At 72.8% G+C, this 17,982-nt stretch carries 16 protein-coding genes and 1 pseudogene; 8 read left to right on the top strand and 9 right to left on the bottom strand.

What is annotated here, in order from left to right:
- Window positions 1-113: 113 nt before the first annotated feature.
- Together ACNNMR_RS38790 and ACNNMR_RS38785 are read left to right on the top strand one after the other, a co-directional pair.
- Window positions 114-665, top strand: a pseudogene (locus ACNNMR_RS38790) (glycoside hydrolase family 25 protein); the annotation flags it as partial.
- Window positions 666-1,001: 336 nt separating this feature from the next.
- Entirely contained in the window at window positions 1,002-1,757 is a 756-nt protein-coding gene (locus ACNNMR_RS38785; RefSeq protein ID WP_420000625.1) for a 4'-phosphopantetheinyl transferase family protein, read from the top strand.
- Here the strand turns inward: ACNNMR_RS38785 and ACNNMR_RS38780 are convergent.
- On the bottom strand, window positions 1,745-1,984 hold the full coding sequence (locus ACNNMR_RS38780) for a hypothetical protein (RefSeq protein WP_419999414.1): 240 nt from the start codon (window positions 1,982-1,984) through the stop codon (window positions 1,745-1,747). The genes ACNNMR_RS38785 and ACNNMR_RS38780 overlap by 13 nt on opposite strands.
- Window positions 1,985-2,072: 88 nt before the next feature.
- Here ACNNMR_RS38780 and ACNNMR_RS38775 point away from each other — a divergent pair, with 88 nt between their 5' ends.
- Window positions 2,073-2,771, top strand: a complete 699-nt coding sequence (locus ACNNMR_RS38775; protein ID WP_419999413.1) for a hypothetical protein — start codon at window positions 2,073-2,075, stop codon at window positions 2,769-2,771.
- A 146-nt stretch (window positions 2,772-2,917) separates the two neighbouring features.
- On the opposite strand, the gene ACNNMR_RS38770 is transcribed toward ACNNMR_RS38775, so the two are convergent.
- Both ACNNMR_RS38770 and ACNNMR_RS38765 read right to left on the bottom strand, forming a co-directional pair.
- Window positions 2,918-3,772: a nitroreductase/quinone reductase family protein gene (locus ACNNMR_RS38770; RefSeq protein ID WP_419999412.1), complete on the bottom strand. Its 855-nt coding sequence runs from the start codon at window positions 3,770-3,772 to the stop codon at window positions 2,918-2,920.
- A 174-nt stretch (window positions 3,773-3,946) separates the two neighbouring features.
- Complete coding sequence (locus ACNNMR_RS38765) at window positions 3,947-5,236, bottom strand: LysR substrate-binding domain-containing protein (RefSeq protein ID WP_419999411.1); 1,290 nt, start codon at window positions 5,234-5,236, stop codon at window positions 3,947-3,949.
- A 74-nt stretch (window positions 5,237-5,310) separates the two neighbouring features.
- Here ACNNMR_RS38765 and ACNNMR_RS38760 point away from each other — a divergent pair, with 74 nt between their 5' ends.
- From ACNNMR_RS38760 to sigJ, 3 genes are all read left to right on the top strand, one after another.
- Window positions 5,311-6,261 (top strand): DMT family transporter, encoded by a 951-nt coding sequence (locus ACNNMR_RS38760; RefSeq protein ID WP_419999410.1) that lies wholly within the window; start codon window positions 5,311-5,313, stop codon window positions 6,259-6,261.
- Window positions 6,262-6,329: 68 nt separating this feature from the next.
- Window positions 6,330-8,747: a penicillin acylase family protein gene (locus tag ACNNMR_RS38755; protein WP_419999409.1), complete on the top strand. Its 2,418-nt coding sequence runs from the start codon at window positions 6,330-6,332 to the stop codon at window positions 8,745-8,747.
- 2 nt (window positions 8,748-8,749) lie between these two features.
- Window positions 8,750-9,658: an RNA polymerase sigma factor SigJ gene (gene sigJ / locus ACNNMR_RS38750; protein WP_419999408.1), complete on the top strand. Its 909-nt coding sequence runs from the start codon at window positions 8,750-8,752 to the stop codon at window positions 9,656-9,658.
- A gap of 101 nt (window positions 9,659-9,759) precedes the next feature.
- On the opposite strand, the gene ACNNMR_RS38745 is transcribed toward sigJ, so the two are convergent.
- The 4 genes from ACNNMR_RS38745 to ACNNMR_RS38730 all read right to left on the bottom strand — a co-directional run bounded on the left by ACNNMR_RS38745 (window position 9,760) and on the right by ACNNMR_RS38730 (window position 14,499).
- Complete coding sequence (locus ACNNMR_RS38745) at window positions 9,760-10,236, bottom strand: carboxymuconolactone decarboxylase family protein (protein WP_419999407.1); 477 nt, start codon at window positions 10,234-10,236, stop codon at window positions 9,760-9,762.
- A 106-nt stretch (window positions 10,237-10,342) separates the two neighbouring features.
- Entirely contained in the window at window positions 10,343-11,680 is a 1,338-nt protein-coding gene (locus ACNNMR_RS38740) for a carboxyl transferase domain-containing protein (RefSeq protein WP_419999406.1), read from the bottom strand.
- A complete protein-coding gene (locus ACNNMR_RS38735; protein ID WP_419999405.1) occupies window positions 11,673-13,085 on the bottom strand; it encodes an acyl-CoA synthetase in 1,413 nt (470 codons plus the stop codon). The genes ACNNMR_RS38740 and ACNNMR_RS38735 overlap by 8 nt, the downstream gene beginning before the upstream one ends.
- Before the next feature lie 103 nt (window positions 13,086-13,188).
- Complete coding sequence (locus ACNNMR_RS38730) at window positions 13,189-14,499, bottom strand: SLC13 family permease (RefSeq protein ID WP_419999404.1); 1,311 nt, start codon at window positions 14,497-14,499, stop codon at window positions 13,189-13,191.
- Window positions 14,500-14,668: 169 nt separating this feature from the next.
- Between ACNNMR_RS38730 and ACNNMR_RS38725 the strand changes: the two genes are divergently transcribed.
- Window positions 14,669-15,385 carry a FadR/GntR family transcriptional regulator gene (locus tag ACNNMR_RS38725; protein WP_419999403.1) on the top strand — a complete coding sequence of 239 codons (717 nt, stop codon included), beginning with the start codon at window positions 14,669-14,671 and terminating at the stop codon, window positions 15,383-15,385.
- Between the two features lie 6 nt (window positions 15,386-15,391).
- Here ACNNMR_RS38725 and ACNNMR_RS38720 read toward each other — a convergent pair whose 3' ends face one another.
- Both ACNNMR_RS38720 and ACNNMR_RS38715 read right to left on the bottom strand, forming a co-directional pair.
- A complete protein-coding gene (locus ACNNMR_RS38720) occupies window positions 15,392-16,336 on the bottom strand; it encodes a M28 family metallopeptidase (protein ID WP_419999402.1) in 945 nt (314 codons plus the stop codon).
- Window positions 16,337-16,448: 112 nt separating this feature from the next.
- Entirely contained in the window at window positions 16,449-16,922 is a 474-nt protein-coding gene (locus ACNNMR_RS38715) for a MarR family winged helix-turn-helix transcriptional regulator (protein WP_419999401.1), read from the bottom strand.
- A gap of 115 nt (window positions 16,923-17,037) precedes the next feature.
- Between ACNNMR_RS38715 and ACNNMR_RS38710 the strand changes: the two genes are divergently transcribed.
- On the top strand, window positions 17,038-17,973 hold the full coding sequence (locus ACNNMR_RS38710) for an NADP-dependent oxidoreductase (protein WP_419999400.1): 936 nt from the start codon (window positions 17,038-17,040) through the stop codon (window positions 17,971-17,973).
- Window positions 17,974-17,982: the final 9 nt, after the last annotated feature.

Raw genomic sequence — 17,982 nt, 5'->3', positions numbered from 1 at the left:
AATCAGGACACTTCGCAGCTCCGAACGGATGATCGCAGGACATTCACACGCTCCGGCGGATAGCCCGCGGGCCCCACGGGGCACGTACTGGGGGCAGACGAAAGGGGGACTGCATGGCCATCAAGGGCGTAGACGTCAGTTCGCACCAGTCCAGCAACTTCACCACCAGCGGCATGTCCTTCGCAATCATCAAGGCGACGGAGGGCCGCTCCTACATCAGCCCGAAGCAGGAGGCGCAGGCCAGGCATGCGCGCGAGCATGAGCTGGTCGTCGGGTTCTACCACTTCCTGTGGCCGGGGAACATCAAGGCGCAGGCGGCCTACTTCGTGCGGGAGTGCGCGTCCAAGGAGGGCGACATTCTGGCCTGCGACTGGGAGAGCACCACGTCGGGCACGGCCGCGACCGGCGCCGAGAAGGACGCGTTTCTGCGCGAGGTGAAGCGGCTGCGGCCCGGCCACCGGGTGATCCTGTACTGCAACGTCAACTTCTGGAAGAACCGGGACACCACGTCGTACGCCGGCGACGGCCTGTGGATCGCGCACTACAACGGCAAGCCCGGGAAGCCGGGCATCGAGGCGAAGTGGCGGTTCCACCAGTACACCTCGACACCGATCGACACGAACATCGGCGCCTTCGACTCCAAGGCGGCGCTGCGCACCTGGGCGGACGGCGGCACCAGCGGCCCCGGCCCCGACCCGGAGCCGGAGATATCGCTCGCGAAGCTGATCAAGGCGGCGAAGAGCGACCCGGGGAAGGACGGCAGGCCGGTGTCGTACGCGGGAACCAAGACCGTCGAGAAGGCCCTGGTCGCTGAGCGGCTGCTGGACGACTCGCTCGCCGACGGCCACTTCGGCACCGCCACGGTGAAGGCGTACGCCGCCTGGCAGCGCAAGCTCGGCTATTCGGGGCCCGACGCGGACGGCATCCCGGGCGAGGCGAGCCTGGAGCGGCTGGGCTCGAAGCACGGCTTCACGGTGACCGCGTAGCCTGCACCTGTGTCGATGACTGGGAGTCCTGGCGGGCCCGTACGGATATGGCTGCTGCCCGCCGACGCGGGCGAGCTGGCGGCGGCCGAGGGGCTTGCCGGGGTGCTCGATGAAGAGGAGCGCGAGCGGGCCGGGCGCTTCGTCTTCGCCGCCGACCGGGAGATTTATCTCCTCGCGCACGTCGGGCTCCGAGTGCTGCTCGGCTCCAGCCTGGGCTGCCACCCGCGCGAGGTGGTGCTCGACCGGGCCCCGTGCCCGGGCTGCGGCGGCCCGCACGGCCGGCCGGTGCCGGACGCGGCGCGGCACGGCACGGGCCTGCACTTCTCGCTGACCCACACCCGCGGCCTCGCGGTCTGCGCGGTCGCCGGGACCGAGGTGGGGGTGGACGCCGAGACCGCGAACGGGCGGGCGGCGGCGGACGAGGTGCTGCCGCTGCTGCACCCCGCCGAACGCCGGGTGATCGAGGCGCAGCCGGGTCCCGTGGAACGGGCGGCCGCCTTCCGGCAGGCCTGGGTGCGCAAGGAGGCGTACCTCAAAGGCACCGGCATCGGCATCGCCGCCCCGCTGCACGCGGACCACACCGGCGTCGGCCCGCCGTACGAGCCGGCCCCGGGCCCGGCCCCGGCGGGGTGGGGCATCACCGCGAGGACGACCGCGGCGGGCGCGGCGTGGGCGGTCGCGGTGCGGGATACGGCGGGCGAGCCGGACCTGCGGGTGCGCGACGGGGGGCTGCCGGTGGCGGGGGTGCGGCTGGCGGGTCAGGGCAGCTGATGCTGCTGCTCCGCCTGGAACATCCAGCAGTGCTTCGCCGGCTTCGCCGTCAGGCCGAGGAGGACGTCCTGCGAGACGAGGTCGGTCTCGTCGGTGAGGTCGATGCGGGCGGGCATGCGGCTGACCGCGTTCGCCAGGCAGCGGGTCAGCAGGTCGAGTGCGCCCTGCGGCGCCTCGCCGGTGACCGTGCGCTGGTGCTCCGGCAGCGGGCTCTCGATGCCGGTCATGGGGGTCTCCTCTCCCCTGGCGGTGTCCCGTACGGGTCCCGGCCTGCGTGCTCTTGATGCACGGCCCGGCGCGGGCGATGGTGGTCACGTGGCACGCAGGCCGACCCTGACCGCGGCGGGCCGCCGGGCGGTGCTGGGCGCCGAGACCGGTAGCGGGCTCCTGCACGCCCCCGCGCAGGTGCTCGCCCGGCTGGTCGCGCAGGGCCTCGCCGCCCGCCACCCGCGCCCTCCGCACCGGCACTACCTCACCCCGACGGGCCAGGAATTGCGCCGCGAGCTCGCCCGTACGGCCCCGGAGCCGGGCGATCCGGCGCCGCGGCAGCGGGCGGAGGCGGGCCCGTTCGCCGCGCTGACCGGCGACCAGCCGGCGCCGCCCGGCGACCCGGCGGCGCGCGCCCGCGAGGTCCGTACCGCCTTCGACGGCCTGCGCGAGCTGCGCCGCATGACCGGCAAGGACGGCAGCACGGAGCTGCCCTGCCCGTGGGAACGCTCGCACCTGGTCCCCGCGGCGGCGCTGGCCCTGGAGGCCGCGGGCCTGCGCCCCGGCGCGGTGGACGAGGCCGGGCGTCGCGTCTCGACCGGCTACCGCGTCACCCTGGCGGAGCACCAGCCGGAGGCGGTACGCATCGCCTGGCCCCCCGCCCCCGGGGACGAGCCCGCACCGGGCACGGCCCTGCGCGAACTCGTCCGCTGCGCGGCGGCGTTGGAGCGCTCCGGCTGGCAGGTGTCGGAGCATCCACAGCGGGACGGCACGCTGTACCTGCTGGCGTCGCCGCGCCGGGCGTAGGCGGCTCCGCCGCGATCACGGAAGAAGGAACCCTGGGGGCTTCGCCCCCCAGACCCCCGCACCGCGCCGCGCGCAGGCGACTCCCCCGCGGTCGCCAAAGGGGGATCCTGGGGCCTCGCCCCAGACCCCCGCGCCGGGCCGGACCCTCAGCCGGCCACCGGCGGCCACGGGATCTCCGCCAGCGCCGGGAGCAATTGCTCCTCCTCGTACGCCAGATGCGCGTCCAGCTCGGCCGCCATCCGCCGCGCCTCGGCCCGGAAGCGCTCCGGGTCCGCCCCCGCCAGGTCGCCGAGCAGGGCTTCCAGCTCGCCGCGGATCCGTTCGACCGTGACGTGCTCCGCACGCAGTCGCGTCAGCGCCCCGACAAGGTCCGGGTGGGACTGCTCCAGCGCCGGGAAGACCGCCATCTCCTCGCCGGTGTGGTGGAAGTGCAGACCCTCGCAGAAAGCCAGGCAGTGCTGCCGGATCTGCAGCCCGAGCCCCGCGCCGCGGTCGCCCGCGAAGTACGCGTCGGCCTCCGCCTCGACCCGCGCGAGCTGGTGGCGCAGCCAGGCGTGGCCTTGGAGGAGCTTGTCGGCGAGGTTCGTCGCCTCCTCGGGGGCGCCTTCGGCCTCGATCCGCTCAAGGGCGACGACCGGCAGCTGCCGCCCGGCCTTCGCCTCATAGTCGGCATAGCCGGGCGCGGCCCGTACGACCAGGGCGAAGAGGCGGTCGCGGTCGGCGCCCTCGGCGGGCACGGCGACGGCGGGGAAGGTCTCGGCGCCGAGCTCGACTTCGACCACCGGGTGGGCGAGCAGGTTGTGGTACCAGTCGGGGTGGCGGGGCGCGCCGCCCGCGGAGCCGGTGACGAGGGGGCGGCCGCGCTCGTCACGGACGTAGCCGAGCGGGGTGGTGTGCCGCTTTCCGGAGCGGGCTCCGGTGGTGGTCAGCAACAGCAGGTCGCTGGTTTCTGGCAGGGGGAAGGACAAGCGGGATCTCCTTGATCGCCTGAATGAAGGCATGGCTGTGCCATGGGAGGAAGAGAAAAGTGATCAGCCGGGGCCTGCGCGCAATTACCGCGCGGCGGGGCTCAGATCAGGGGCGCGTGTGTACTCACGATGCACTCCCGGGAATGGTCCGGTGCCTCCATGCGATCACCGTCCACCAGGCGTCTGCACGCGACACGGCCCCCGAATTTAGGTCAATTCCTGCAGCTCCGCAAGGAGTACGGCCGCGTGGCTGTGCCCGACGTCCTTCGACGCGGTCAGCAGCGTGGCGGGCCCCTTGGCGACGAGTTCGCGCAGCGCGGCCAGCGCGTCGGCGGCCTCGCCCTCCGCGAGCTCCGCGCGATAGCGGCGGGCGAATTCCTCGTACGTGCCCTCGCCCGCGTGATACCACTTCCGCAGCTCGGTCGACGGCGTCACCGCCTTCGGCCACTCGTCCACGTGCGCGTCCGCCTTGGCGACGCCCCGCGGCCAGAGCCGGTCGACGAGGATGCGGGTGCCGTCGCCGGGGTCGGGGGCGTCATAGATACGGCGGACGCGGAGGTCGGGAGCTCGCTTGGCCACGGCCCCACCAGAGCACTCCGCGCCCCCCGGTGCAACCACGGCCTGCAGCGCCGCCAGGCACTCGAGCACCGCCGGACTCGCCGCCCGGGTCCGCCAGGCGGCCTGCACGGTGCGCGTCAGCGGCGGCCGCAGCGGCACGAAGCGCACCCCTGGCGGGCACGGCTGCTGCGCCATTTCGGGTACGAGCGCGGCGCACAGCCCGCCGCGGACGAACGCCAGCTGGGTGGCGTACTCGGTCACCGGATAGCGCACCTCCGGCTCCAGGCCGACGCCGCGCAGCGCCTGGGTGAGGGCCTCGTACGGCTCCGTACCGACCGGGCAGCTGGCCCAGACGAGGCCGCCGAGCTCGGTGAGGTCCAGCGCGGCGCGGGCGGCGAGGGGGTGCCCTGCGGCGAGCGCGACCTGGACGTCTTCGACGGCGAGGGTGCGCACGCCGAGGCCCGGCGGGAGGACGAGCGGGCGGGGGTCCCAGCTCTCGGAGAGGAGCAGGTCGATGTTGCCGGCGATCAGCTGCGGCACCAGGTCGACGGCCTCGCCGTCTATCACCGTCGGGGTCAGACGCGGGTGTTCGGCGGTGAGGCGGACGAGGACGTCCGGGAGCAGGGCGCGCAGCGAGCTGCCGACGCCGCCGAGGCGGAGCGGGCCGAGGATCTCGTCGCCGAGCGCGGCCAGCTCGGCCTCGGCGGCCGCGGCCTGGGCGCAGACCCGCGCGGCGTGCTCGGCCAGCACCCGTCCCGCGTGGGTGAGGCGGACGCTGCGGCCGTACGGCTCGAGGAGGCGGTGGCCCGACTCGCGCTCCAGCTTGGCCAGCTGCTGGGAGACTCCGGAGGCGGTGATGTGCAGCGCGTCGGCCGCACGGGCGATGGAGCCGTGGGTCCTGACGGCGTCGAGGGCGCGGAGGCGGTCGAGACCGAACACGACAGTGATGCTAATGCTTTTCCGGAAGAAATCGTCGCTTTTTCTTTTGGGATGGCGGGGGCAGGGTGGGAGGCATGCCCCCTGTGTTGCTGGTGATCGGCGGTTCCGCCTGCATTTCCGTGTCGGCCATGTTCGTGAAGCTCTCCGGCGTGGGCGCGGGGACGGCCGCGTTTCTGCGGTGCCTGATGGCGCTGATCGCGCTGGTGCCGCTGGCGGTCTTCGAGGTGCGTCGGCGCGGGTGGCGGCCGCGGCGGCTGGTGGCGTACGACCTGGCGGCGGGGCTGCTGCTCGGCATCGACTTCGTCTTCTGGGCGGCGGCCATCCGCGACGTCGGCGCCTCCATCACCACCGTCCTGCTGAATGTCCAGGTCATCGTCTTCCCGGTGCTGGCGCGGGTGTTCACGGGCGCGCCGCTGGCCACCCGCTTCTACGTCACCGCGCCGGTGCTGCTCGGCGGCGTCGCCCTCGCGAGCGGGGCGATCGGCGAGTCCGAGCCGGGCAGCAGTCCGGTGACCGGGGTGCTGTACGGGAGCGCGGCGGGGGTGGCTTTCGCCGGCTATCTGCTGCTCACCCGGGAGGGCGGGCGGACCAAACCGGACGACGCCCCCAGCAGCGGCGGCGGGCACATCGCCGTGCCGGTGGCTACGGCCTCCGCGTCCGCCGCCGTCTCGTCCGGGATCTTCGGCGCGCTGTGGACCGGCATCGATCTGACGCCGGGCGCGGCGGCGTTCGGCTGGCTGGGGCTGACGACGCTGTTCGGGCAGGTGCTCGCGCTGCTGCTGATCACGCCGGCGCTGCCGCGGCTCGCCCCCGCCACCGGCGCCGCGCTGCTGCTGCTCCAGCCGGTGGGGGCGATCGCGGCGGGGCTGATCTTCCTGGACGAGCGGCCGACGGTGACGCAGTACGCGGGGTGCGCGCTGGTGCTGGTGAGCGTATGGCTGGCGGCGCGCGGCCCGGCGGCGGCCGCCGCCGATCGGCCCGTGGCCCGCACCCGGGCGGTGACGCGTGAGCGGCAGGAGCATTGACGCTTACAGCGGCTTCTGCTGAGGTCAGCGTCAACAATCGTTTGTTACCGCTGAGTTGGAGGCCCACGGTGTCCTTCCGCGCGCGTACCAGGAAATATGCCCTCATCGGACTGGCTATGCTCACCGGCGCCGCGGGCCTCCCGCCCGCGGCGGCGCAGGCGCAGGCGGAACGCGGCGGGGGTCTCTCCGCCGAGATCCGGTACACGGCCTACGGCATCCCGCACATCAAGGCGAAGGACTACGCGGGCCTCGGCTTCGGCACCGGATACGCGCAGGCGCAGGACATGGTCTGCACCCTGGCCGACGGGTTCGTGACGCTACGCGGGGAGCGCTCGCGCTACTTCGGCGCCGACGGCCGTACCGACGACGCGCTGTCGGACGCGTCCACCAACCTGAGCAGCGACCTGTACTTCCGCGGGATCCGGGACTCCGGCACGGTCGAGCGGCTGCTGGACGTGAAGCCGCCGGAGGGTCCGCCGCGCGAGATCAAGGAGCTGACCCGCGGCTGGACGGCGGGCTACAACACGTGGCTGAAGCGGCACAAGGTCACCGACCCGGCGTGCAAGGGCGCCGCCTGGGTCCGCCCCGTCACCGAGCTCGACGTGGCGTCGCGGGCGTACGCGCTCGCCGTCCTCGGCGGGCAGGGGATGAGCGTCGACGGCATCACGGCGGCGGCGCCACCTGGGTCGACGGCGGCCAAGTCCCTCCGTAAGAAGTCCGCAGACCCCAAGGCCACCGCCCGCGCCGCCCGTAACCTCTTCGACCGCTCCGACGCCGCGATGGGCTCCAACGCCGTCGCGTTCAGCGGCAAGACCACCGCGAACGGCCGCGGCCTGCTGCTCGGCAACCCGCACTACCCGTGGGCCGGCGGCCGCCGCTTCTGGCAGTCGCAGCAGACCATCCCGGGCAAGCTCAACGCCGCCGGCAGCTCGCTCCTCGGCTCCCCCACGATCTCCATCGGCCACAACGACCGCATCGCCTGGAGCCACACGGTCGCCACCGGCGTCCCGGCCAACCTCCACGAGCTGAAGCTCGACCCGGCCGACCCGAAGGCGTACCTCGTGGACGGCAAGCCGGAGCGGATGTGGCCCCGCCCGGTGACGGTGGAGACCAAGCAGGGCAAGGTCACCAAAACGCAGTGGTGGACGCGTTACGGGCCCGTCACCACGTCGCTCGGCGGCCGGATCGACCTCCCGTGGACCGCGACGACGGCGTACGCGCTGAACGACCCCAACGCGTCGAACCTCCGCGCCACCGCCACCGGTCTCGGCTTCAGCAAGGCCCGCTCCATCGCGGGCATCAAGAAAGCCCTCGCCGACACCCAGGGCCTCCCCTGGGTGAACACCATCGCCGCCGACGCGAGCGGCCACACCCTCTTCACCCAGAACCAGGTCCTCCCCCGCATCACCAACGACCTCGCCGAGCGCTGCTCCACCCCGCTCGGCAAGCTCACCTACCCCGTCGCGGGCCTCGCGATCCTGGACGGCTCCCGTACGGACTGCGCCCTGGGCAAGGACGACGACGCGGTGCAGCCGGGCATCTTCGGCCCGTCCCGGATGCCGACGCTGACCGATGCTCCGTACGCGGAAAATTCCAACGACTCGGCCTGGCTCGCCAATGCCGACACCCCCGTCACCGGCTACGAGCGGATCTTCGGCGACCTCGGCACCGAGCGGTCGATGCGCACGCGTGGGGCGGTCGAGGATGTGTCGGCGATGGCAGGCAAGGGCGGGCTGAAGGTGTCCGACCTGCAGAAACAGCAGTTCGGGACCGGGAACAGGGTGCCCGCCGGCGAGCTCGCCGCCGAGGATCTCGCGAAGTTCTGTGCCGGGCTGCCCGGCGGCACCGCGACCGGGACCGGCGGGCGTGCGGTGGACGTGTCCGGCGCGTGCGGGGTGCTGCACGACTGGGACCGTACGATGCGCAGCTCCAGCCGCGGCGCGCTGCTCTTCGACCGCTTCTGGCGCAAGGCCGAGGCCGGGGTGCCGGCCGGGCAGCTGTGGAAGGTGCCGTTCGATGCGGCGTCCCCGGTCCGTACGCCCCACACCCTCAACACCGCCGCGCCCGGCGTGGCCGTCGCGCTCGCCGACGCGGTGGCGGAGCTGAAGGACGCCGGGATCGCGCTGGACGCGCCGCTGGGCAAGCACCAGTACGTGAAGCGCGGCGGAAAGCGGCTGCCGATCCCCGGCGGCACGGAGGGGCTCGGCGTGTGGAACAAGACCGAGCCGGTCTGGAACGCGGCCGGCGGCGGCTACACCGACGTCTCGACGGGCTCCAGCTACATCCAGGCGGTCGGCTGGGACGGCTCCCGCTGCCCGCAGGCGCGCACGCTGCTCACGTACTCGCAGTCCTCGAACGCCGCCTCGCCGCACTATGCGGATCAGACGCGGCTGTACTCGCGCGGCCGGTGGGTGACGCCGCCGTTCTGCGAGAAGGACATCAGGGCCGGCACGCGTCACATCGTGGAGCTCAGATCCGTCAGGTAGGCATGGAAGACAACGGCAGGATCGACGAAGACTTTCTGGCGGAGCAGTTCGAGGCGCACCGCGGGCAGCTGCGCGCGGTCGCGTACCGGATGCTGGGGTCGCTCGCCGAGGCGGAGGACGCCGTGCAGGAGGCATGGCTGCGGCTCAGCCGGGCGGACACCAGCGAGGTGCGCAACCTCGGCGGCTGGCTGACCACCGTCGTCGGGCGGGTCAGCCTGGACATGCTGCGCTCGCGGGCCTCCCGCCGCGAGGATCCGCTGGAGGTCTCCCGGCTCCCCGATCCGGTCGTGACGCCCGCTCCGGCGGACGGCATGGACCCCGAGCAGGAGGTCCTGATCGCCGACTCGGTCGGCCTCGCGCTGCTCGTGGTGCTGGAGTCGCTCACCCCTGCCGAGCGGCTGGCGTTCGTGCTGCATGACATGTTCGCGGTGCCGTACGACGAGATCGCGCCGATCGTCGGCCGCAATCCCGCTGCCGCGCGGCAGCTTGCGAGTCGGGCGCGGCGGCGGGTGCAGGGCTCCGTGCCGGAGCCCGAGCCTGACCTGGGCAAGCAGCGGGAGGTGGTGGATGCCTTCCTGGCCGCCGCGCGGGAGGGGGACTTCGAGGCGCTGGTGTCCGTCCTCGACCCGGATGTCGTGCTGCGCGCCGACCGCGGGCCGTCCCGTACGGGCGGGCTGACCCGGATCGTCGGCGCGCAGGCTGTCGCCGGTGGCGCGCTGACCTTCCAGCGGGTGGCGGCGCATGTGCGGCCGGCGCTGGTGAATGGGGCTGCGGGGCTGGTCAGCGTGCTGAACGGGCGGCCGTGGTCGGTGGTGAGCTTCACGGTCGCGGACGGGAAGGTGCGGGAGGTGAACATCCTGTCCGATCCGGAGCGGGTGGCGCGGCTGGATCTGACGGTGCTGGAGGGCTGAGCGGGCGGGGCCCGGGCTGCTGCCCCGGTCGGCCGTGTCAGCCGGTCAGCAGCAAGGTTCAGCAGGCCCAGCTGGAGGCGGGGCAGCGGTGGGTTGCGAGTTCAACCCGCCTGCCCCGGCTGGTAGTCGCCGCCTGGCATGCGCGTGATCACGCCCATCCGGTTGGCGGCGTTGATCAGGGAGATGATCAAGGTCAGCGCGGCCAGCTCCTCCTCGTCGTAATGCTTGGCGGCGTTCTCCCACGCCTCGTCGGTGACGCCGCCCGCACCGTCGGCTATGCGGGTGCCCTGCTCGGTCAGCTCCAGCGCGGCGCGCTCGGCGTCGGTGAAGACGGTGGACTCGCGCCAGGCGGCGACGAGGTTGATGCGTACGGACGGCTCGCCGCTGTGGGCGAGGTCCTTGCTGTGCATGTCGGTGCAGTAGCCGCAGCCGTTGAGCTGACTGGCGCGGAGCATGACCAGGTCCTGGGTGGCCTTCGGGAGGGTGGTTCCCTGCATGAGCGCGAGGCTGGCGGCGTAGAAGTGCCGGCTGACCTTGGCGCCGAGCGGGCTGGCGGGGAGGTTGATACGAGGGGCCATGGGTTCGTCCTCACTGTGTGGTGCCGGTGATTACGAACATGGAGATGCCGGGCGGGCGATCTTTGTGACGATGGGCCGGTGTGACGTGGGTCACGCGAGGCTTCGGTCAGTCGCCGATCACGCCTTCCGCCAAGCCGAGTTCGACGATGTCCTGCGGGCGGAGGTGGAGGTCGTTGGCGGTGGCTTCGGTGGCGGAGGGTGGGCGCTTCAGGATGGCGGTCGCCAGCTCGGGCGCGATGACGGAGAAGTAGCTGTCCGAGGCGAGCCAGGTGCGGCCGGGGGCGGTGAGGGCGAGGGCGCCGCCCGAACCGCCTTCGCCGATCACGAGGGTGGTGATCGGGACGGGGGATTCGGCTACGGCGGCGAAGACGTCGGCGATGGCGGGGCCGGCGCCCTGGCGCTCGGCTTCGGCGTCGTTTGCTGCGCCGGGGGTGTCTACGAGGGTGAGGGCCGGGATCTGGAGCCGGGCGGCCAGGCGGAGGAGGCGGGCGATGGTGCGGTAGCCCTCCGGGCGGGTGGGGGTTCCCAGCTGGGCCGCGTACGCGATGGTGCCCTGGGTGGGGTGGTGGCCGAAGCCGCAGGTGACGCCGTCGGTGGTGCCGCTGGTGATCGTCGTGCGGTGGGTGAAGTATGTGTCCAGGTACGCGTGCGCGCGCGGACGGTCCTCGGCACGGGCGCGGGCCACCGCGTCCCAGCCGGTGGTGGGCCGGGGCCGGGGTTCCGGCGGGCGGCCTGCGGGGAGTGCGTGGGGAGGTTGGGCGGGTTCCCGGCTTGGGTTGGTCAGCAGGCTCAGCCAGTGGCCCAGTGTCTCCGGGAGGTCGGCCTCGGGGACGATCTCGTCCACGTGGCCGTGGGCGTGCTGGTCCTCGGCCGTGTACGCGGTCGGGTCCGTGTCGCGGGGGCGGACGCGGGAGCCGGCGAAGCCGATCTGGGCGCCCGGTACGGCCAGGGTGATGTCTGCGCCGGCGCCCAGGGTCGCCCAGCCGCCGCCTGTCGTCGGGTCGAATGCCACCGCCAGTTGGGGGAGGCCGGCGGCGCGGGTGCGGGCGGACTGTTCGGCGATGCGGCGGAGTTGGATCAGGGCGCGCATGCCCTCTTGCATGCGGCTGCCGCCCGTGGCGATGAGGGAGACGACCGGGGTGTGCCGCTCGCGGGCGTGGGTGAAGGCGGCTTCGAGGCGGTTGCCCGTTCGCTCCCCCAGCGAGCCGCCCAGGAAGCCGAACTCGAAGGCGATGAGGGTGGTCCGTACGCCGCCGATGCGCGCGGTGCCGCAGACCACCGATTCGGTCTCGCCGGTGCGCTCCGTCGCGCGGGCGCGCTGGGCGTCGTAGCCGGTCCAGGCGAGGGGGCCGTCGGGGGGCTGGGGTGCGGCCGGGACGGTGTGTTCCGTGAAGTCCTCGGCGACGGCGGCGATCAGGTCGCGGGCGGTGGGGTGGTCAGCCATGCAGGGCCCGCTTCATGACCTTGCCCATGTCGTTACGGGGCAGGGTGTCGAGGAAGTGGACCTTGCGGGGGCGTTTGTGGGGGGCGAGTTGGCGGGCCACGTGGTCCGCGAGTTCCTCGGTGGTGGGGGGTTCGCCCGCCGGGACGACCCAGGCCACGATGCGTTCGCCGAGGTCGTCGTCCGGTTCGCCGGTGACCGCGGCCTCGGCTACGGCGGGGTGTTCGAGGAGGGCGTTCTCGATCTCGCCCGCGCCGATCTTGTAGCCGCCGGACTTGATCAGGTCGGTGGCGCGGCGGCCGACGATGCGGAAGCGGCCCGCCTCGTCCCGTACGGCCATGTCGCCGGTGCGGAACCAGCCGTCGCGGAAGGCGGCGGCGGTGGCGTCCGGGCGGTTGAGGTAGCCGGTGAAGAGGTGCGGGCCGCGGACCTCGATCTCGCCTGCTTCGTCGGCCTCTTCGTCCTTGGCGAGGCGGGCCTCGACGGATGGGAGCGGGACCCCGACCGTGCCTGCCGCGCCCGTGTCGCCGGGCAGGACGCTGGTGTTCATGAGGGTCTCGGTCATGCCGTAGCGCTCGATGACATGGCGCCCGGTGGCCGCGGTGATCCGGCGGTGGTCGTGCAGCGGGAGCGCGGCCGAGCCGGAGACCAGGAGGCGGGCGTCCGTCAGGGACTTGGCCAGGTCGGGGTCGTTCGGGAGCTCCTCGGCCAGGCGGTGGTACATCGTCGGCACGCCGAAAAGCATCGTGCCGCCGGCGGCGAGCGCCGCCGCGATCGCGCGGGGGTTGAAGCGGCCTACGTGGTGGACGGTGCCGCCGCGGCGCAGTGGGCCGAGGACGCCGAGGATCAGGCCGTGGACGTGGAAGAGCGGGAGGGCGTGGACGACCGTGTCGGCTTCGGTCCAGGACCACATGCCCGCCAGGTCGTCGAGGTTGGCGGCGAGGGCGCGGCGGGGCAGGACGACGCCCTTGGGCGGGCCTGTGGTGCCGGATGTATAGACGATCAGGGCCGGGGTTTCCGGGTCGGCGGGCTCGGGTGGCGCCTCCGCGGGCTCGGCGTGCAGGGACACGTCGTGGCGGGGCAGGGCGGCGAGCGGGCCCGGCAGGTCGTCGCCGTCCGCGGCCAGTACGAGCCCGGGCTCGCTGTCGGCGAGGATGTGCGCCAGCTCGCGTTCGCCGATGCGCGGGTTGAGGGGCACGGCGGCCACCCCGGCGAGCAGCGCGCCCGTCACCGCGACCGCCGTCCTGGGCGTCGGCGTGGCCCACACCGCCACCCGGCGCACGCCGTCGAGCCGGTGCGCCACGGCGGCCGCCGCAGCGGCCAGTTCGGCGTAGGTGAGGGTGGTGTCGCCGAAGCGGAGGGCGGTGCGCGGGCCCGCGGCCTGGAGGGCGGGGAGAATCGCGTTCACGTAAGAGAACTCCTCGGTCGTCGTGCAGGGGCGGCACCCGGGGGTCTGGGGGCGGAGCCCACAGGATTCCATTCCCGCGGCACCTCAGCGGAGCGCATTCGTGTCAGCCCCAGCCGGGGACTACGAAAGCGAGCCACACCACAGCGGGGGCCAGGACGACCACCACGCCGCCGTAGATCATCAGCTGGCGGAAGAAGCGGTCGCGGTCCACGTCCTCGGCGTTCGCGAGGACCAGGGCACCGTTGGTGGAGAAGGGGCTCACGTCGACCACCGTCGCAGACACCGCTAGCGCCGCGATCATCCCGACCGCGCCGACGTCGCCCGCGGCCAGGAAGGGCACGGCGAGGGGGATCAGCGCGCCCATGATGCCGACGGAGGAGGCGAAGGCGGAGACGATCGCGCCGATGTAGCAGAGGAGGAGGGCGGCGAGGAGCGGGATGCCGATGTCGCTGACCGCTTCGCCTGCCCACTCGATGGTGCCCATCTCGTCGAGCACGGCGACGTAGGTGAGCACGCCGCAGATCAGGAAGACCGTGGACCAGGAGATCTCGGAGACGGCCGCCTTGGAGGTGTCCGGCCAGATCGCGCCCAGGATGACGGCGATGGTGATGGCGGTCAGGCCGACGTCGAGGTCCCAGACGAGGGCGCCGGTGACCAGGGCGATCAGGCCGACGAGGGTGGCGATGCGGGGCGGGTCGAGGCGCGGGGCCTCGGGCATGGCGCTGCCGCCATCTCCCGCGTCTCCCGTGCTTGTTACGGATCCGGCGCCGCCCACCGCGACCTTCTCGCGCTCGCGGGCGCCCGCTGTCCCGGAGCGGGTGCGGCGGGTGATCACCACGTACACGATCCCCGCGATGACCGTGTTCACGACCAGGCTGGCGAGGAAGAGCATGCCCTCGTTGCCGGGGAGGTGCTCGCGGTCGACGATGCTGTTGACCGTGGAGCCGTACACGCTGGTCGGGGAGAAGCCGCCGGCCTGGGCGCCGTGGACGACCATGATGCCCATCAGCAGCGGGCTGATGCCGTACTGCGCGGCGAAGCCGAGGGCGAGCGGCGCGACGATCGCGACCGCGCCGGGGCTGACCGCGCCGATGGCGGTGAGCGCGCCGGTGACCGCGAACATCACCCACGGGATCAGCGCCACCCGGCCGCGGACGAGGCGTACGGAGGCGTGCACCAGCCAGTCGGTGGTGCCATTGGCGCGGGCGATGGCGAACAGGTAGGTGACCCCGGCGAGCACGACGAAAAGGTCGCCGGGGAAGCCTTTGAACACCCCGTCCGCATCGAGGTCGGCGGCCAGCGTGCCGACGCCGAAAGCGGCGGCGAAGGACAGCGCGCCCATGTTGATGGAGCGGGTGGTAGCGATGACGAACACCGCCACCAGCACGAGGATCGAGATCATTTCTGCGGACACGAGGGGCTCCCGTCGTCGGCCGCCGCGACTAGAATTGGACGAGTGGCTGAGCCACTTTCCACCGCTGGCGGGAACGCGTCAATACATGGCGCAGAACAACTGCCTCCGGATGCCCCGCTGTTAGGCTCAACCGCAGGTCAGCCGCCGACCAGAGAGGACGCCAGCCGCAGTGTCCGACAACGACTCCCTGCGTCCCCTCCCCCGCCCGCGCCTGCACGAGCAGGTGCTGGAGCGGATCCGCGCGTACGCCCTGGAGTCCGGGCTGCACGCCGGTGACCGGCTGCCGGCGGAGCGCGAGCTGGCGCAGCGGCTGGGGGTCAGCCGGGCGTCGGTGAAGCAGGCCGTGGTGGTCCTGGAGGTGCAGGGGCTGGTCGAGGCGCGGCATGGCGGCGGGGTGTATCTGCTGCGGGACACCCTTGAGGCCGAGCCGGTGGCCACGCTGGTGCGCCGCCGCCAGGTGCTGCCCGACGTACTGGACGCGCGGGAGGCCCTGGAGTCAAAGCTCGCGGACCTCGCGGCGCGGCGGCGTACGGACGATGACCTGGCAGCGATGGAGCATGCGCTGGCGACGATGCGCGCCGAGATCGGCGATGGTGCGCACGGCGTGGAGGGCGACCGGTTGTTCCACACCGCGGTGACGGCGGCGGCGCGGAGCGCGCTGCTGGCGGAGTTCATGCGGGAGATCTCGGCGCAGATCGCGGAAAGCCGCAATGAGTCGCTGCGGCAGCCGGGCCGCCCTGACCGGTCGCTCGGCCAGCACCAGCGCATCCTGGACGCGATCCGCGCCGCCGATCCCGACGAGGCAGCCGCGGCCATGCGCGACCATGTGCGTACGGTCGCGCAGGTGCGGCTGCTGTCGTGGGATCCGGCGGAGATGGAGACCTGAGGCCGCTTAGCTGCTCAGGGTCCAGATCGCGTGGGCGATGGCGTCGCTGTTGCGGTCAAGTCCCGTGTCGTTGATGTTCGATGTCGTGTCGCACGACGAGTGATAGCAGGGGTCGAAGGCCTCCCCCGCGGTGCCGCCCCATGCCTCGGCCTGGGCGGCGGTCTTGCTGGTTTCCGCGCCCGTGAACAGGCCGCCGACCGGGATTCCCGCGGCCTTGAAGGAGGCGTGGTCGGAGCGGCCGTCGCCCTCGGTCTCGATCTCGGTCGGGACGTCGATGCCGGTGAAGTAGTCCTTGAAGACCTTCTCCAGGGCCGGGTCGTCGTCGTAGACGAAATAGCCCGGGTTCGGGGAGCCGATCATGTCGAAGTTCAGATAGCCGGAGATCTTGTCGCGGTCGGCGCCGGAGAGTTCGCCCACGTAGTGGTCCGAGCCGACCATGCCCAGCTCCTCCGCGCCCCACCAGGCGAAGCGCAGGTGCTTGGCGGGCTTCAGGTCGGCGCTCGCGACCGCGAGGGCGGTCTCCAGGATGGCGGCTGAGCCGGAGCCGTTGTCGTTGATGCCGGGGCCCGAGCCGACCGAGTCGAGGTGCGCGCCGGCCATCAGGACCTGGTTCTCATCGCCGCCCGGCCAGTCGGCTATGAGGTTGTAGCCGGTGCCGCCGCCGGCCGTGAACTCCTGGATGGAGGTGGTGAATCCGGCGGCGTCCAGCTTGCCCTTCACGTAGTCGAGAGAGGCCTTGTAGCCGGCGCGGCCGTGGGCGCGGTTGCCGCCGTTGGCGCTCGCTATGGACTGCAGCTCGGAGAGGTGGGCCTTCACACTGGCCACGGGAATGTCGGGCGCCTCGGCGGCGGGACGGGGAGCGGCTGCGCCGGAGGGCATCGTCAGCACCACGGTCAGGCCGGCCACGGTGGTGGCGGTGGCCAGGAGCGTACGCGTGCGACTGAGCAGCATCGGGACTCCTTGTGGGGGTCGTGGGGGGAGAGTTGCGGTAGGGGGAGGCTACGGGCCGACCACCCCCGCCCGATAGACCACGAACCCGCCACCGACGACGCCCCGCGGGCCCTCAGCTGCCCTCGAGTTCCTCTCGTACGGTGGCCGCCACCCGCGTGAGCGCGACTCCGAGGTGGCGGCGCTGCGTCGGGGTGAGCGGGTCGAAGACGAGCTTCTTCACCTGGGCGACGTGGTCCGGCGCGCTCTCGGTGAGTTTGCGGCGGCCGGCGTCGGCCAGGGTCGCCAGGGTGTAGCGGCCGTCGCCCGGGTCGGGGCGGCGGGCGACCCAGTCGCGGGCCTCGAAGCGGTCCATCAGCTTGGACAGGCGGGGCTGGGTGCTGTCACAGAGCCGGGCCAGATCGCTGAGGCGCATGGTGGCGTCCTCGGCCATGGCGAGCCGGGCCAGCACCCCGTATTCGAAGTTGGAGATGCCCGCGCTCCGCTGCAGTTGCCGGTCCAGGGCGGCGGGGAGGGCGATGACGACCGTGAGCAGCGCTTGCCACAGCTCCTGCTGGTCGTCGTCGAGCCACGGTGACTGGGTTTCCATGCGCCAGATCCTACTTGCCCAGGCAACCACGATGACTTGCCTGGGCAAGTCATCGTGCCGTACCTTTCACTTGCCTAGGCAAGTCAATGCAGTAGCTCATCCTGAAGGAAGTGCCATGAAGGCAATGCGTTTCCACGAGTTCGGCGGCAGCGACGTGCTGCGCTACGAGGACATCGACCGCCCGGTCCCCGGCGCCGGGCAGGTGCTGGTGCGGGTGGCTGCCACCTCGTTCAACCCGGTCGACGATCACATCCGCGCCGGAGTCCTGGCCGAAATGATCCCGATCACCCTTCCGTACGTTCCGGGGATCGACCTCGCGGGCACCGTGACCGAGACCGGCGCGGGCGTGACCGGCTACCGGGCGGGCGACCGGGTGGTGGCCATGCTCCCCCTCGAATCCGCCGGCGGCGCCGCCGAGTACGTACTCGTGCAGGCGGAATCCCTGGCTCCGGCCCCCCGTACGACCGAACTGGTCGACGCCGCGGCGCTGCCGCTGACCGGGCTGGCGGCGTGGCAGACGGCATTCGAGCTCGCCGAGCTGAAGCCCGGTCAGTCCGTGCTGGTCAACGGGGCAGGGGGCGCGGTGGGTAGCCTCGTGGTGCAGCTCGCCGTGGACGCGGGGGCGCAGGTGACCGCGGTGGACGCGCCCGAGCACGCCGACCGGCTTCGCGGTTACGGCGCGGCGCGGGTCGTCGGCCCGCTCGGCCTGGCGGCGGGGCCGACCGCGGTGGGTGGCCCGTTCCAGGTCGTGGTCAACCATGTGCGCTGCTCTCCGGAGGAGCTCGCGCTGCTGACGCCGTATGTCGCCGACGGCGGGGTCGCCGCCAGCACCGCGGGCCCGATTCCCGAGGACTCCGCCCGGGGAGTGCGCAGCGCGAACCTGTGGGTGCGCAGCGACGGAACCCAACTGGCCGAGCTGGTCGCCAAGGTGGACGCCGGCAAGCTGCGCCTCCACGTCGCCGCCCGCCGCCCCATCGCCGAGCTGCCCGACGTCCACGAGGATGCCGGCGCCGGACGGCTGAGCGGCAAGACGGTCCTGCCGGCCTCCTGAGGACGCCTC

This window comes from Streptomyces boninensis (genome assembly GCF_048572725.1).
GTDB classification, from domain to species: Bacteria; Actinomycetota; Actinomycetes; order Streptomycetales; family Streptomycetaceae; genus Streptomyces; species Streptomyces boninensis.
Note: the sequence above shows the minus strand (reverse complement) of the source record. Positions and strands in the feature narration are given on the sequence as shown.